This window comes from Arthrobacter sp. KBS0703 (assembly GCF_002008315.2).
Taxonomy (GTDB): Bacteria; Actinomycetota; Actinomycetes; order Actinomycetales; family Micrococcaceae; genus Arthrobacter.
Map to the genome: position 1 here is coordinate 1837603 of NZ_MVDG02000001.1, position 15115 is coordinate 1852717.

Annotated in this window: 16 protein-coding genes; 11 read left to right on the forward strand and 5 right to left on the reverse strand. The window is 64.1% G+C overall.

The genetic code is table 11. The annotated features are described in order from the left end of the window. Positions 1-24: 24 nt before the first annotated feature. Complete coding sequence (locus tag B1A87_RS08690) at positions 25-504, reverse strand: hypothetical protein (RefSeq protein ID WP_078029541.1); 480 nt, start codon at positions 502-504, stop codon at positions 25-27. Positions 505-827: 323 nt separating this feature from the next. Between B1A87_RS08690 and B1A87_RS08695 the strand changes: the two genes are divergently transcribed. After that, positions 828-1268: a CBS domain-containing protein gene (locus B1A87_RS08695; protein ID WP_078029540.1), complete on the forward strand. Its 441-nt coding sequence runs from the start codon at positions 828-830 to the stop codon at positions 1266-1268. Positions 1269-1506: 238 nt separating this feature from the next. Here the strand turns inward: B1A87_RS08695 and B1A87_RS08700 are convergent, their stop codons facing one another. Then, a complete protein-coding gene (locus B1A87_RS08700; protein ID WP_078029600.1) occupies positions 1507-2562 on the reverse strand; it encodes a DNA polymerase IV in 1056 nt (351 codons plus the stop codon). Between the two features lie 68 nt (positions 2563-2630). Further along, positions 2631-3512, reverse strand: coding sequence for a helix-turn-helix transcriptional regulator (locus B1A87_RS08705; RefSeq protein ID WP_078029539.1), 882 nt, complete (start codon positions 3510-3512; stop codon positions 2631-2633). A 102-nt stretch (positions 3513-3614) separates the two neighbouring features. Here B1A87_RS08705 and B1A87_RS08710 point away from each other — a divergent pair, with 102 nt between their 5' ends. The 5 genes from B1A87_RS08710 (at position 3615) to B1A87_RS08730 (ending at position 7526) form a co-directional block, all read left to right on the forward strand. Then, on the forward strand, positions 3615-4130 hold the full coding sequence (locus tag B1A87_RS08710; protein WP_260680757.1) for an MFS transporter: 516 nt from the start codon (positions 3615-3617) through the stop codon (positions 4128-4130). 151 nt (positions 4131-4281) lie between these two features. Continuing rightward, positions 4282-4458 (forward strand): CsbD family protein, encoded by a 177-nt coding sequence (locus B1A87_RS08715; RefSeq protein WP_078029538.1) that lies wholly within the window; start codon positions 4282-4284, stop codon positions 4456-4458. Positions 4459-4578: 120 nt separating this feature from the next. After that, positions 4579-5835 (forward strand): phosphatidylserine/phosphatidylglycerophosphate/cardiolipin synthase family protein, encoded by a 1257-nt coding sequence (locus tag B1A87_RS08720; protein WP_078029537.1) that lies wholly within the window; start codon positions 4579-4581, stop codon positions 5833-5835. A gap of 301 nt (positions 5836-6136) precedes the next feature. After that, positions 6137-6283, forward strand: a complete 147-nt coding sequence (locus B1A87_RS08725) for a lmo0937 family membrane protein (RefSeq protein WP_139362912.1) — start codon at positions 6137-6139, stop codon at positions 6281-6283. Positions 6284-6914: 631 nt separating this feature from the next. Then, entirely contained in the window at positions 6915-7526 is a 612-nt protein-coding gene (locus tag B1A87_RS08730; RefSeq protein ID WP_078029536.1) for an HdeD family acid-resistance protein, read from the forward strand. 12 nt (positions 7527-7538) lie between these two features. On the opposite strand, the gene B1A87_RS08735 is transcribed toward B1A87_RS08730, so the two are convergent. Together B1A87_RS08735 and B1A87_RS08740 are read right to left on the reverse strand one after the other, a co-directional pair. Then, positions 7539-8471 (reverse strand): CoA transferase, encoded by a 933-nt coding sequence (locus B1A87_RS08735; RefSeq protein ID WP_139362911.1) that lies wholly within the window; start codon positions 8469-8471, stop codon positions 7539-7541. Positions 8472-8886: 415 nt separating this feature from the next. Then, a complete protein-coding gene (locus tag B1A87_RS08740) occupies positions 8887-9180 on the reverse strand; it encodes a hypothetical protein (RefSeq protein ID WP_078029533.1) in 294 nt (97 codons plus the stop codon). Positions 9181-9703: 523 nt separating this feature from the next. On the opposite strand from B1A87_RS08740, the gene B1A87_RS08745 reads away from it, so the two are divergent. From B1A87_RS08745 to B1A87_RS08765, 5 genes are all read left to right on the forward strand, one after another. Continuing rightward, positions 9704-10003, forward strand: a complete 300-nt coding sequence (locus tag B1A87_RS08745; protein WP_078029532.1) for a YegP family protein — start codon at positions 9704-9706, stop codon at positions 10001-10003. Between the two features lie 125 nt (positions 10004-10128). Continuing rightward, positions 10129-12024: a transketolase gene (locus tag B1A87_RS08750; protein ID WP_078029531.1), complete on the forward strand. Its 1896-nt coding sequence runs from the start codon at positions 10129-10131 to the stop codon at positions 12022-12024. 932 nt (positions 12025-12956) lie between these two features. After that, entirely contained in the window at positions 12957-13349 is a 393-nt protein-coding gene (locus B1A87_RS23275; RefSeq protein ID WP_221937562.1) for a hypothetical protein, read from the forward strand. Between the two features lie 176 nt (positions 13350-13525). Continuing rightward, positions 13526-13798, forward strand: a complete 273-nt coding sequence (locus B1A87_RS08760) for a hypothetical protein (protein ID WP_078029530.1) — start codon at positions 13526-13528, stop codon at positions 13796-13798. 323 nt (positions 13799-14121) lie between these two features. Continuing rightward, positions 14122-15015 carry a hypothetical protein gene (locus tag B1A87_RS08765; protein WP_144275762.1) on the forward strand — a complete coding sequence of 298 codons (894 nt, stop codon included), beginning with the start codon at positions 14122-14124 and terminating at the stop codon, positions 15013-15015. Positions 15016-15115: the final 100 nt, after the last annotated feature.

The window sequence follows — 15115 nt, forward strand, 5'->3', positions numbered from 1 at the left end:
ACGCGGGAGCAAGGGGCAGGGAGCTTACCGGTTCCAACCCAGCGCGGAGTCATAGCTGCACTCCAGTGCACCCGTTCCGGGGGCGAGTCCGCCGCCGGAGGGGAAGTAGATGGCGCCGAAACCGGCGCCCGCGGACTCGATCCGTTTCCCGGCCCAGATCTTGGCGGCTTCAAGATCCTTCTCGGGGATAGGCTCCCGGGTGCTGTGGTCCCCGCCAAAATGGATGTCCAGCTGATACTCCCCCGGCTGGGAGGTCCCGCTGTGATGGGTCGGATCCATTTCATCACGTCTGCTGATGAGGACCTGTGCCGAGGCATGGAGGATGGAGGGCTCGCTGGCCAGATTGCCATTCTCCTGCTGTTTCATGCGCAGGCCCGAGACGACGCTCTCCACGGTGTCATCCGCCGTGACGACATACCCGGAACCGCCGACGTCAGCCTCAGAACCACCGACGCTTTTCAAATGCTGCCCGAAGTGGTCGGAGCTGGACTGGCTGGAAGTCATGCACCCTCCTTGAGGGTTTTCGCGGCGAATGCCGACCGTCCCACCCTAGTGCCATACCGGGCGTCCGGACCGGGTCAGAACGGGATTGTTTCAGGGAAGATCCAGCCGGGGGCGGGCGTGGCCGCCAACCGGCAGCGGGTGGCCGGCGGTTCAGGAATGGTGATGGTATCCATCAGGGAGGCTCTGCACGGCATCGTCCGGAAGCTCCCAAACAGGGGAGGAACCCGCCGTCGACATCGGCGCTGGCCCGGGCGTACGCTGGCAACATCGGCGCATGTGCCCGGTGACTCTGCGTCGATACCTCAATCGATGAAGGAGGACCAATGAGTGCCGTACGTGAATTCATGACTACGGATGCACAGTGTATTAAGGAGAACCAGTCCCTCGTAGATGCCGCACGGATGATGCTGGATCTGGACTGCGGCTCGTTGCCGATCTGTGGTGACGACGGCAAGTTGAAGGGCATGATCACTGACCGCGACATCGTTCTCAAGTGCGTTGCCGTGGGCCGGGATCCACGCGAGATGGTGGCCCGCGACCTCGCCACCGGTGCGCCGCGCTGGATTGATGCCGATGCGAACGTTGACGCCGCCATCGAAATGATGGAAAAGTACCAGGTCCGGCGGCTCCCGGTCATTGCTGACCACAAGTTGGTCGGTATCATCAGCCAGGGTGACATCGCGCGCAACTACTCGGAGGAGCGTGTGGGCGAACTGGTGGAGCACATTTCGGAACGCAATCCACTGCAGTCGAGCAGTTCATAAAGTCAAGCAATTCATCAGCAAACACGCGCCACGGAGTATTCTCCGTGGTGCTGTTTTGTGCCCGCCGATTGCCGCGTCCGAGGCTTACACGGATAAAGTGGCCAGGTGATTGTGGCGCGCGGGTGAAAGCGCAGGACGCCGACACCACGGTCATCCTGGTGCCCGTTCAGCGGCGCATCTACGACCGTTACTTCCGCGAAGCGATTAATCCGCGCTGGTAAGGAAGGGAACGACGCCATCACCAACCGCCGCGCGTCGGCGTATGTCCCTTTCGGGCATCATCGGGCATTGCCATTTCGGCCCGCAGGCCTAGGAGCCGGATCGGACGGCCAGCTTCGATTCCGGCCGCGAGGTCCAAGGCCCGCGCGAGAATTTCGTCCCGGTCGATTGTCTCGGAAATCTTCCGCGCGTGGGTCTTGGTGAAGAACGGCGCGTACCGAACCTTGAGGGTCACCCCAACCACGGGCCGTCCTTCGGCCACAACATCCTCAAGGACACGCGCTGTCAGCTCCCTCACGGCGTCGTCCACCTGGGCGGGCTCGGTCAGGTCCCGCTGGAAGGTGGTTTCCCGGCTATGCCCGCGGGCAACCCACGGGGTGTCGTCCACAACGCTGGCGCCGTCCCCGCGTCCGAGCTCCGCGTACCAGGGACCCAACCTGGGGCCGAACTCCGGGACCAGATCTTGGGGGTCGGACGCGGCGAGCTCGGCGACTGTGTTGATGCCGAGCTTGGCCAGCCGGCCCGACACTTTCGTCCCGACGCCCCACAGGTCCTTGGTGGGCCGATTGCCCATGACGTCGAGCCAGTTCCCGGCAGTGAGGCGGAAGACGCCGGCCGGCTTGCCGAAACCGGTGGCGACCTTGGCTCGGACCAAGGTGTCGCCGATGCCCACGCTGCAATGCAGCTGCGTTCGCTCCAGGACAGCGGCCTGCACCTGCCGGGCGTAGGCCTCCGGATTCTCTGTCTCAGTGCCTACAAAGGCTTCATCCCAACCCAGCACCTGCACGGTGGCGCCGGGCTGCGCGCGCAGGGTGGCCATCACCGTTTCAGACGCCGCGAGGTAAGCCTCATGATCGACGGGCAGGATCACAGCGTCGGGCACTTTGCGGGCCGCAAGGCGTAAGGGCATTCCGGAACCCACCCCGAACGCCCTGGCTTCGTACGATGCGGTCGACACCACCGCTCGTTCCGTGGGGTCGCCTCGACCGCCGACAATGATCGGCTTGCCCGCAAGCTCCGGCCTCCGGAGCACTTCGACCGCCGCGATGAACTGGTCGAGATCGACGTGCAGCACCCACCGGATTCCGTTCACGCCACCAGTCTGCCCTAAACATCCCTGGCAAGCAGTGGAGGGACGGTGGCTCATTTTTTCTCGTTGACCGCGGCAGTTGTCGTTTCACGCTGGGTGGCGGCCCAGCTGGCGAGGACTTTCAGTGCGTCCTCGGAGGCTGTCTCGGGATCTGCTGTGTACACGTTGATGCGCAGTCCCGGGGCTGCAGGGAGTTCCAGCGCTTCAAAGCTCAGGTCCAAGTCGCCAACGATCGGGTGGTGGAGCCGTTTGCGGCCGGCGCGGTGGTATTTCACGTCGTGACGGGCCCACCGGGCGCGGAACTCCTCGCTGCGGGTGGAGAGTTCACCGATCAGGTCCGTGAGGTCCTTGTCGTACGGGTTTTTCCCGGCCGTGGAGCGCAAGACTGCGACGACGTCGTCCGCAGCGCGTTCCCAATCGGCGAAGAACTCCCGCGCTTTCGGATTCAGGAAGGTGAAGCGTGCGCTGTTCGGCGGATTGGGCCCCTCTGCCATCATGTCCAGATAAAGGGCACGGCCCAGTTCGTTGGCGGCGAGGACATCCCCTCGGTCGTTGCGGACCCAGGCCGGCGCCGTTGTGATCGCGTCAATGACGCGTTGCACGCTCGGCCGCACCGTCTGCGGGCTGCGCTTGCGCCGCACCCGGGGGAAGGCGGTGGCGGCTCGGGCCAGGTCAAAAAGGTGGGCCGTTTCGGCGTCGTCGAGCTTCAGGGCACGCCCGAGGGCTTCGAGGACGCTGTCCGAGGCGCCGGAGAGGTTCCCTCGTTCAAGGCGTATATAGTAATCGATGCTCATCCCGGCGAGCATGGCGACTTCCTCGCGGCGCAGCCCGGTAACGCGCCGGTTGCCGCCGTAGACCGGCAGGCCGGCCTCTTCCGGCGTGATCCTTGCACGGCGGGAGGTCAGGAATTTCCGCACGTCGTCGCTGTGGGTCATGGCATCCACGCTACGCGCCGTCGATGGGACGAGGGAGGCACTGGCGTTACCCGGAACGACAGTGACTCCCGGCCTATAAGGATTCACGGTTGCATTAGAAGCATGAAACCTGAACCCGCAACCGCTCCCCGCCGGGCAGCGATCCTGGCGATCATCCTCGTCAGCTACTTCATGATCCTGTTGGACAACTCGGTCATCTTCACCGCCCTGCCGAGTCTGCAGGCAGACCTGCAGCTGAGCACCGGTGAGCTCTCCTGGGTTCAGGATGCGTACACGCTGGTCTTCGGCGGCCTGCTGCTCCTCGGCGCCCGGGCAGGAGACCTGCTCGGACGCCGGCGGGTTTTCGTGTTCGGGCTGGTGGTGTTCTCGATCGCGTCACTTCTGATCGGACTGGCGCCGGCGGGCTGGTGGGCGATCGCCGGCCGCGCCGTCCAGGGTATTGGCGCCGCGATCGTCGCGCCCGCCTCGCTGTCCCTGCTCACGGCGAGCTTCCCGGAGGGCCGTGAGCGCACCCGGGCCGTCGCACTGTACGGCGCCACCGCAGGGATCGGAAGGAATTACTGGGATGCGATGAACGACGATACCGCCGGGTGCAGCACCGGCCGCTTCAGCCGGTAGCAATTCTACGGAACCACGGCGAGTTCCACACCGGCAGACCAGGGCTCCCCCGTTCCCCGCAGGTCTGAATGAGCAGTGGTGCTGGTTGCTAAGCATGCTTATTATGTTTCTAAGGCCGAATCGAACGGCCGCCAACCAGAGGAGGAACACCATGGGACTCGGCGACAAGATCGAAAACGCTGCAGAAAAGGCCGGCGGCAAGGGTAAGGAAGCCGCCGGAGCGGCCACGGGCGATGACAGCCTGAAGGCCGAAGGTCAGGCGGACCAGGCCAAGGGCGATTTGAAGCAGGCCGGCGAGAAGGTCAAGGACGCCTTCAAAAAGGACTGACCTGAACGCAAGGAAGGGTGCATCTCCCGCGGGAGTGCACCCTTCTTGCTGCAGCCGGGAATTGTGCGGGAAGGTACGGACCCGCTCCTACGCACCACGGCGGCCCATTAGGCTGTGCCAATGGATGAATTGCTCCCGGAGCCCGTCGCGGCCGTGGCTAAAAAGACTGTGGTCCGCTCACTCTTGGCTGTCGCGGCGGTTCAGGGGGCGGTAATTGCCGGGCTCGTCCTATTGGACATGGCGAAGAAACGGGATCGAAGCAAGCGCAAGGGGTTCCCGCACCCGGGCATTTTTGAGAGCACCGTCTCCGACTCCCAGGTCACGACGTACACCTACGGGGCCGATCTTTACCGTGACATGATCCAGGCGATCGGCGAAGCAAAAGACCGGATCCTGATTGAGACGTTTATCTGGAAGGACGACGACACCGGCCGGAAGTTCAAGAACGCCCTGGATGAAGCGGCGGACCGCGGAGTCGAGGTCTTTGTCATTTACGACGGGTTCGCCAATTTGGTCGTGCCACCCTCGTTTTTCCGTTTCCACCCAGGCATCCACGTGTACCGTTTCCCGGTGGTCCGACCTTCAATGTTCTTCAAGACTCTTCGCAGCACCGGGCTGGACCACCGCAAGCTCCTTATCGTCGATGATCACATCGGTTTCGTGGGCGGCTACAACATCGGTTCCCTGTACGCCACCGAATGGCGGGACACGCACCTCCGACTCATAGGACCGTCCGTGTGGGATCTCCGCCAGGCTTTCGTGAATGTCTGGAATGACCACTCTTCCGGGTCCCTGCCCGAGATACCTCACACAACCCCGGACGTCTGGGAGCCGCGGATCCGCGCCGTGAACAACATTCCGTCGAACCTTGTCTATCCGATCCGCGGGGTCTACCTGGATGCGATCAACCGGGCGCAAGACCACATTTTTATCACCATGGCCTACTTCATACCGGACCAGCAGATCCTTAGGGCATTGCTCGCTGCCAGCAGGCGGGGTGTTGATGTCCGGCTGATCCTCCCCGAAGATTCCAACCACATCCTCTCGGACTGGCTCTCCCGCGGGTTCTACCGGTCTCTGCTCGAGGAGGGTGTGACGATCCTGCTCTACCGAAACGCGATGATCCATGCCAAGACGGCCACGATCGACGGCAGCTGGTCAACCGTGGGCAGCGCCAATATCGACAGGCTGAGCCTGACGGGCAACTACGAAATCAACCTCGAAATCCATGACGACACTTTTGCCTCGGACATGCAGAAAATATTCGACGTAGACAGCGAGAACTGCCGCGTATTGACCCTGGATGAATGGCAGGATCGGCAAATGATCGCCCGGTTCAGCGAAGCCGTCCTGGTCCCGCTCAGGCCGTTACTTTGAGTTCGATCCGCCAATATGTTTGCCATTTCCAAGAACCCGATCCTGACATAGGGTGAAGCGCACCACACGATACTCCGCGTGGGCCATCGGCCGGAATCACGAACTTGGATTGATATCACGGCAGGGGAATTGATGCGGCGTCAGGGTTGATGAGAGGGAGAGGTACGAAGATGATTCTTACCGGCATTGGCCCTCGGTGCGGCTCTGACCCCCACGTCATTCCTGCTGCGCGCCAATGTACGCGGGGCGGCCGGGGCGCAGAATCAGCATTTCCATCCGCAGACAAACAAGGGAGACTCTCATGTTGCTTTGGATAGCCATCATCATCGCTGTTCTCTGGCTTCTCGGCTTGCTCGGCAACATCGGCGGCGGGTTAATTCACCTGCTTTTGGTTATTGCCGTGGTGGTTCTGATCTTCCACTTCATCCGTGGCAGGTCCCGCGCGTAATACAAACTCAGCTTCCGCCGCCGCGGACGCCGAGGCGCAAGCTGCCGCGGATGTGTCGGACGGTCCGCAGACGCTGGAAGGGCCAGGACGTCCCGGCTAAAATCATGCGCGGGACAGGGCAGCCGTCGGCCCTTGCCTCGCCGGTCAAGGTCGCGCTGGCCTTGCCGTCACCACAATGCCGCCACGGCGCTGCCCGGCGGGAAGCTATCCGAGCGCAAATTGGACGGCTACAGGACCTGGGAGGCCGCATCGTTGTGTACATGGGTTCTCGTGTCCATTGCTCAGGATTCGGTGGGTGGGGCAACTCGGGTGACCGGCCAGATTCCCTTCTCCCCAGTTGTTTTGGCTGCTGGCGGAGCACCGCGTAGCTCAGAGAGGCAGCCGCCTCGGGTTGCGGACTCCTGCGCTGCGAGATGAAGCCTTGGCGGTCCACAAACCTCTTTTGTTCCTGTGCCCCAAGGTCAATACTGGAAATGAGGACCGCAACCCCTTGAAGCTGCCTGGGCAGTTCTTCAGGCGGCCGAGAACGTCCCACCGCCGGGGCCAGGCGAGAAGGCCCCGGCCGTCGCCCCCACGCTGGCAAGCGTGGGCAGGTTCACATAAAAGGCTCAGCACACCGTGAGGTGAAACTATGTCCTACTTTGCGGAACAGAAATCTTTCGAGGGAGCGGGAACTGCACTGTTCGTCCGCGGCGCTCTCGCCATCCTCTTCGCGATCCTTGTGATCCTTTGGCCTGGCGTTACCGTCCTGGCCCTGATTTATCTGTTCGGCTTCTACGCCGGCGTGGATGGAATCGCGAACATCGTCCATTACTTCTCCGATCGCCCCCGCCGGTCCGTCTGGGCACTCGTCGGAGGCGTCGTGTCCGTTCTCGCTGGCGTCCTCGCCTTCGTTTGGCCGGGCCCTACAGCCCTGTCGCTGGCACTGGTGATCGGCGCCTGGGCCCTCGTTCTGGGCGTCACCCAGATCGCGCTCTCCTTTGAGGCGAAGAAGACGTTGAAATCCTGGTGGACCTGGCTGGCCAGCGGTGTTGTAACCGCATTGTTCGGCCTCTACGTCCTAATCCTCCCGGGCGCCGGTGTCCTCAGCCTCCTCGGACTGCTGGCAATGTTCGCGTTCCTGATGGGCGTTCTGCTGCTGGCAGCTGGCTTCCAGCTCCGCGGCTTCGCGGCCGGACCGGCGTCGGAGCATAGCGGGCCCCGGCCATCGACGCCTAGTGCCATAGCTGCAGCCGATCGATAGCCCCATTGCGGATCAGGCCGGATGAGCTACTCGCGGCAACCATTCCGGTTGATCGGCGCCCATCGGCTGCAGCACCGTGGTGGTAAATCCCTGCGGCAGTGAAGAGAATTCGATCTGATCGGTCATTCCCTGGTAGGTGCCGAGGGGGGTCTTTGCGGTGAACAGCTCGGGCGGTATGACCGAGTGTTCCGCAGTGCTCCCCGCTGTGGTGGTAGCGAACTCCTTGTCGAAGATCCCCAGGGAGATCAGCCAGAGACAGACGCGGGTGAGTGAGACCCGCACTCGGTAGGAGCCGCCCTCGGCGGCTCTGCGGCGGAGCGCCTCCATTATCCCGACCGTGCCGAACCAGCCGACGATGTTATCGACTATGGGCAGCAGCGGTGGCATCCTGGGGCCTTCGAGCGTGCCGCCGAGAGCGAAGATCCCGCTGACGCAAGCGCCGATCTCGTCGAATCCCGGGCGTGTCGCCCACGGCCCCTCGGCGCCGTGCAGCAGCACCTGCGCATGGATCAGACCCCGGTGGCCGGTGGCGACCTTCTCGGCCGTCAGGCCGACCTGCTCTAGGTGGGCAGGGTGACGGTTGGAGAAGAAGACGTCAGTTTCCCGCAAAAGCTCGTCCAGCTTGGCACGATCGTCGCCGGTATCGGATAGGTACGCCGATCGCATGCCTACCTGTGTGTCCCAGTAAAACATTTCGACCTCGCTGTCGTCGGGGCGCCACACGTTCAGGACGTCAGCCCTGAACGATGCCAGATCCACGCCGATCCCGGAGCCGGCAATGACATGCCCCATTCCCAAGGCCCGGATGTCTTCCAGCGGCGTTGACGCACCGGCCGCCAGCGGCTGCGGATCGCCATCAGCGATCTTCTCGACGGAGATGAGTGGCATGTGCTGCAGCACATGCTGGTACTGCTGCTCCTGGAAGGACTCCTCGGTCGATCGCACCTTGGCGATGATGATGCCGACATCAGCGGCCGCCTCCTCGAGCTCATCTGCGTCCCGCCTCGCGATGGCCTCGTGGACCGACTTGACGTTGTCCGCGCAGTCCAGGAACGTCAGGGCCCTCTGGTGCAGCCCCGGTAGACGTTGAGCGCAACCACATGCCGCCCGGCCCGGGTAGCGCGGAAGAACGGCACTTCGCCGAACGGGTTGTACTTATTCCACTTAAGCGACGGCGGCCGTCCGTTGACCTGTTCCCACCGCCCGTCCGCGAATCCGGAGAACCGCTGGAACGCCCTCCGAACGTCGATGGCGATGTCCTGGCCGCCGACACCGCGTTCGCGTTAAATCGCTGAAGCAGCAACACCCTTGGCGCCGAGCGCCACCGCAGCCGCAGACCCGAAAAGGAACGGACTGGCGATCACGGGTCCGCTCCGCCGTAGAAACGCACGTCCCCACCAGCGTCCTTGATGCTGAGACCGACAGTGCCCAGCACGTCGTCGAGAACTGCTGTGAAGTCGAAGTCAGTAGAAGTCAGGGGGTTGTTGACGCTGTGCCTGATCTGTTCGGTGAGGCCTGACGTTGCTGCTCCGTTGCTGGTCCCTTCGTAGATGCGTCCGCATTCCGTAAGACAAGTCTGGCGCGCCGCCTCCGGGTCCCGCCCGCGAATAAGGCTGCTCGATCCCTGGTCCCTGGCGACCAGGGGGTTGAGCACTCCTGGTTCTCAGACTTAGGGATGACTACTGCCTCGCGAACGGCACCGGCCTTGCCGATGGCGGCGACGTAGACGCCATCCCTATGTCCATCATCCGCTCCGACCGGGAATCCTGACACCCCTCTTACGACGTTCCGTTTCCTTGGAGCGGGCACCCCGTTGATGCGACAATCCCTCACGGATCCGGGCCGTCCAGAGCGGCCCGACTTAGGGGTAGTCCACCCATGGCCCAGTACCTTCTGTTCGGGCAGGCATAGTCGGCGTCGGTTCGCGTGCACGAAGTATGCTGCGGGGATGCGGATGCCCTGTGCGCTGCGCGGGCCGCCAAGGGGCACGTTCGCTGTGACTTCCATGGGCGTTGCCTGTGGATTATCCCCGGGCCCTTGCGCAACGCTGGTTGCCTGCGGCAATCTGTTGGTCACTTGGTGAAGTGATTTCAAGAGCGGACAGCGAAGGCGCCGTCGAACCTTTCCGCGGCGATGTCGCCGCCCGGGCAGGAAGCCCACAGAACGGGAGGACCCCTATGGCCGGCTTGTTTGAACTGTTCGTTGACGCACAGTCGCACGTCAGGTTCCGGCTCACAGCACCCGATGGAACCGTCATGGCCGTCTCCAAACCGTTTGACGACAAACCCGCCGCCGTTGCAGGCATAGCCGCGGTCCGTGAATACGCCGGCATGGGTCACATCACCGACCTTTGCCCGCCTCACTCGGACGGCCCTGCACCAGCGCGTACGCATTCCGGGCAGCCTTCCGGGGCATACCGCGACAGGGCGCTGCACCGGGCCGCAACAACCAAACCCGGGTTGGCCGGCGCCGCCTGACCGGGAACGCAGGCCCCACCGCCGCGGAACTCCCCGGGTGCTTCGGAGGAACCGGCTTCCGGGGCAATGGTGGATCCGGCGTCCCGGAAACGGGAACTCTTTTAAACGCGTGAAAGGTAATTACGATGACCGAATCTCAGGAACCGGCCCTGGCGCCGATGACGGCGGTGCAGTCCGGGCTCATCGGACGGCTTGCGGCGCAACTGCGCGTCGATTCCATCCGGTGCAGTACACAGGCCGGTTCCGGTCATCCGACCTCCTCGTTGTCGGCTGCGGATCTCATGGCTGTCCTGCTCGAACGGCACCTCCGCTATGACTGGGACGAGCCGTCGCTGCCGACGAACGACCACCTCATTTTCTCCAAGGGCCATGCCTCCCCGCTGCTGTACTCCATGTATCGGGCGGTCGGTGTGGTCGAGGAGGACGAACTAATCCATACTTACCGGCAGTTCGGCGGCCGGCTCCAGGGACACCCCACACCCGCCCTGCCCTGGGTTGACGTCGCGACCGGCTCGCTGGGCCAGGGCCTGCCGGCCGCGGTCGGCGTCGCTCTGGCCGGACGGTACCTGGACCGGCTGCCGTACCGGACCTGGGTCCTGTGCGGAGACAGTGAACTGGCCGAAGGATCCGTCTGGGAGGCTGTGGACAAGGCCGCCTACTACAAGCTGGGCAACCTGACCGCCATCGTGGACGTCAACCGCCTGGGCCAGAACGGCCCCACCGAGCTCCAATGGGACATGGAGCGTTACGCCCGCCGTGTGGAGGCCTTCGGTGCCCATCCCCTCATCATCGACGGCCACGACCATACGGCGATCGACGACGCGCTCACCCGGGCACGGTCCCGGCCCGACCAGCCAACAGTCATTCTCGCCCGAACCATCAAAGGTAAAGGCGTTCCCGAGATCGAAGACCGGAACGGCTGGCACGGCAAGCCGCTCCCGAAGGACATGGCCGACCGCGCCGTGGCAGCGCTCGGTGGCCCCGGTAACCTCCGGATCACCACGGCCCTCCCTGAAGACGGCACCCCTGCGATCACCCCCAACGCACAGGCAGCTGTCAGTCTGCCCCGATGGGAGCCGGGTGAGGAGGTGGCAACCCGGGCCGCCTTCGGCGCCGCCGTGTCCGCGCTGGCCGCCCGCCCGGAGGTCGTTGTCCTGGACGGGGAGGTGGGCAACTCGACCCACGCCGGGGAATTCCAAGACGCCGCCCCGGAACGGTACTTCGAAATGTTCATCGCTGAACAACAACTCGTCGCCTCCGCGATCGGGCTCTCGGTCCGCGGCTACACAGCGTTCGCCGCGAGTTTCGCGGCTTTCCTGGTCTCCCGGCCCTTCGACTTTATCCGGATGGCAGGAGTCTCCCAGGTCAATGTCCGGCTCGTCGGCACCCATGCCGGCGTGGAAATCGGCCAGGACGGCCCGTCGCAAATGGCGTTGGAGGACATCGCTGCCATGCGGGCCGTGCACAGCTCCAGTGTGCTGTACCCGGCCGATGCCCCCTCCACCGCCCAGCTCGTAAAGGCCATGGCAGACACCCCTGGCATCTCCTACCTCCGCGCCACCCGGGGCGCCTACCCGGTCATCTACGGTCCGGACGAACAATTCCCCCTCGGTGGCTGCAAGGTCCACCACGCCGGATCCCGCGACGCCCTGACACTTATCGGCGCCGGAGTAACCCTGCACGAATGCCTCACCGCCGCCGCCCAACTCGCCGAGGACGGGATCAATGCCCGCGTCATCGACCTCTACTCCATCAAACCCATCGACACGGACACCCTGCGCCGGACCTGCCAGGAGACCGGGGGAAGGATCGTCATCGCCGAAGACCACTACCCCGAAGGCGGCATCGGCGCAGCCATCCTCGAAGCCCTCGCCGGCCCCGACATGCCCGAACTCCACGCCGCCCTGCTCGCCGTCAAAGGACTTCCCACCTCGGGCACACCGCAGGAACTGCTCGACGCCGCCGGCATCTCCGCTCGGCACATCACCGCCGCCGCCCGCAGCCTCCTGCAGACGGGATAGCCTCAACGCGAGCCACTGACCTGGCCCGGCCCGAACACCAGCCCGCAGAAGCCAAGGTCCAGGAGCCCCGTTCCACTGCTCCGCAACGGAGGCGAGCAAAGGTCTTCGGCCGGGCGGGCACCTGACCCCGGTCGTCCAGGCATCTGGTTAACCGAGGCGCTCCTTCTTGTGCCGGGCCTCTTCCAGATGATGCTCCAGTTATGCCTCGGCATCATTCCGGCGCCGCCCCACGGTTCGCAGCACCTGCGTCGAGAGAGGTCCCGCGTATATTCCGTGGTCCGGCCTGCGCTCCACCGTTGAAGCCGCGAGGGGCAACGGGGCATCTTTGTCCCTTTTCTCGCTCATACAGCGATGATCCCACTTGCCGTCGAACGCGAAAAGTGCCGGCGGATTCCCGGCGCGCGGGCAACGTTCCAGGGCCGGTGGCGGGCTGGGATGAGCCAGCAGGCATGGGGGACACATGCGGCTCATATACCGCCGCCGGCCTGCCAAAATTCTACTCGCGTCCCAGCTCGCCGGCCACGATACCCGGCCACTCAGGGGCGCCAGAAGAGAACTTATCCCACCACACAACTGCTCCTCCCGCACATGAATCATCTCCGGATGCTAAACGATGAAACTCAACGACCCCCTGAACCGGAAGGCGCACCGCGCACTGGAGCCCTCTTGCCCTCCGGCCCTTCCGGGAGCACGATGATGGCACATGAAGACAGCGGCGGATGGACCGGCACGGGTCCTAACTGGCGGGAGGACTCATGGCTCGGAACATTCTAGTAGCACCGGCGGGCCTCCCCTTGACTCCGCTGGGAGCTTTGGCTGCCGGGGCCGCTGCCGGAGCTGCCGGCACTTCTGCTCTGAACGCCGTCGCCTATCTGGATATGGTCTGGCGGGCCCGCCCTGCCAGCACCACACCGGAAGCAACCGTTCAGAGGATGTCCGACCTGGCTGGCACTGCAATCCCCGGAAGCGACGAGGAACGCAGCAACCGCCTGGCCGGGCTGGGCCCGTTGCTTGGCATCATGGCGGGAACGGGCCTCGGCGGCGCCCTCGGGCTGGCCCGCGCTGCCGGATACCGGCCCGGCCTACTGGGCACCTTCCTGACCGCCACGGCAGGAGCCCTTGTAGTAGGCAACGGACCTATGACAGCTCTCGGAGTGACCGATCCCCGCCGCTGGTCCCGCACGGATTGGATCAGCGACATTGTCCCTCACCTGGCCTACGGAATCACTGCCGCTGCCGCACTGCTGGCTATGGATCCGTCGACCCTGACCTCTAAACTGATCATGTCGCCCCGGACCCTGGCTACTCACTCTTTTCCATGTTGAGGAGCAGCCAAATGTCTGAAATCCCGGAGCCCAGGGCCCCGCATCCGTTTCTTTTGGCTGGGAGTGGGCCGTGGCCTGACCCGGTTGTGTGGTCTGCGGCCGATTGGTCACGGCACCGAGCCGAATTTGGCGTAGGCGGTCCCGGCGGGCACCGGCCCTATGCTTCTACGGTGTCGATGAGCAGCGTGGCTGCCGCTTCACCCTTTGGCCGTTTTCTCGACGAAGCCATCGCCGCTGACCGGGAAGCAGGGCCAGGACTCGGGCCGGATGCACTGTACGGCCTGTACACGAGCTGGTGCCTGATCACCCACTCCCCCGCCGCGCCTCCCAGGGTGCTATTCAAGGCGCTCAAGGACCTGCACGGCATCAGTCCCACGAGCAACGCCTTGGCTATGACCGGTCCCGCCGCGACCGATTACATCCTGGCCAGCGCGCCGAACGTCACCTGAATTTTGTGTCCGCTGCACGGCTCCGCCAGGGGACTTCCCAAACTCCCGACACCGGGCTTACATTGTCGCTCATCCAGTCCGCTGGACCTTCCCGCCGAAGCCACTGGGAGAACCGCATGCCGCGCACTGTCCACCTAAAACTCCGGCTTGAACAGGGCCAGACCATCGAGGCACTTACGGCCGCTGGCTGGGAGCGGACGTCACCTCCTGGGATGGACTCCCTCGACGTCGAGGTGGCACGCACGTTTGAGACTGACGACGCAGCAGTCGTTAGGGACCTGGCCATAGTCGAGGCGAGCCCGTTCGACGTCCGTGAGGCACGGTTGAAAAGCCCGGACCGCATCTTCTATCGCAAGGACCAAACGGGCGGGGCCAAGATCGGTGCACCCGAAACCCTGATGGACGGCTTCGTCAACATATTGTCGGAGGTCCTGTCAGCGGGAAACAACGACCATGAAGCGGGTCCCAAGACAGCCGTCCAGCCTCCAGCCGCCGGCCGCGACACCCCGGAACCCAAGCCGCCTGCGGCACCAGCACCGGCACCTCCCGCGCCGCACGAAGTACTGGCCGGCGTACCCAAAATTCCGGCCGAGGCGTGGACTGCGATCAAAAAAGCCGACGCTGAGGTTGCGGCAAAGACCCTCATTGAGAAGGCCGTGGTCTTCGAAACCGACCGGAAGGGACGCGCCGCCTGGCTACCGACACGAGAAAACGCGCTGTTGGCACACCTGACGAACGACGATGAACGGGCAGACATAGCACGACGCTTGCTCGAAGAAGCCGGGGGGATTACCGCCGAACACGCGGCAGCACGCAGGGCCCGGAATCTCATGCTGTTAGCTGCCGTGGACGTCAGCAAGTCAATCAACCAACAGCTCCAGAGGTGGACAGACCTGTCCAAACAGGTCGTCCCCATGCTCGCTGTCATGTCCCTGATAAGTGTCGTACTGATCGTTAGCTGTCTTGACCTGGTGCGGGCAGGACGAATGAACGGGACCGAATTGGCCCTACTCGCGTTTGTTTTCACTCTGGCAGCTGTGTCTCCGGCAACGCTGTTGCTGATCGGCCGCCCGCTCAAGGGACTGGACCAATGGAGCCCGGCCGGGACAAAGCCGGACGAAGCGCCACCTAAAGGCGAGGACGCGGCACACAAAGCGGATACCGGGGGAAAACCGCCGGCCAGCAAGAGTTCCGTGGCACCGAAAGCAGGCTCGTGACGCCGCTTCCCACTCGGTCCAGCCCAGGGCGGTGAATCCAAGTGCTCGAGCAAGCTAGGGCCTCCGCGGGAGGTCCTGCCGTAAGCCCCATCGCCGAGGG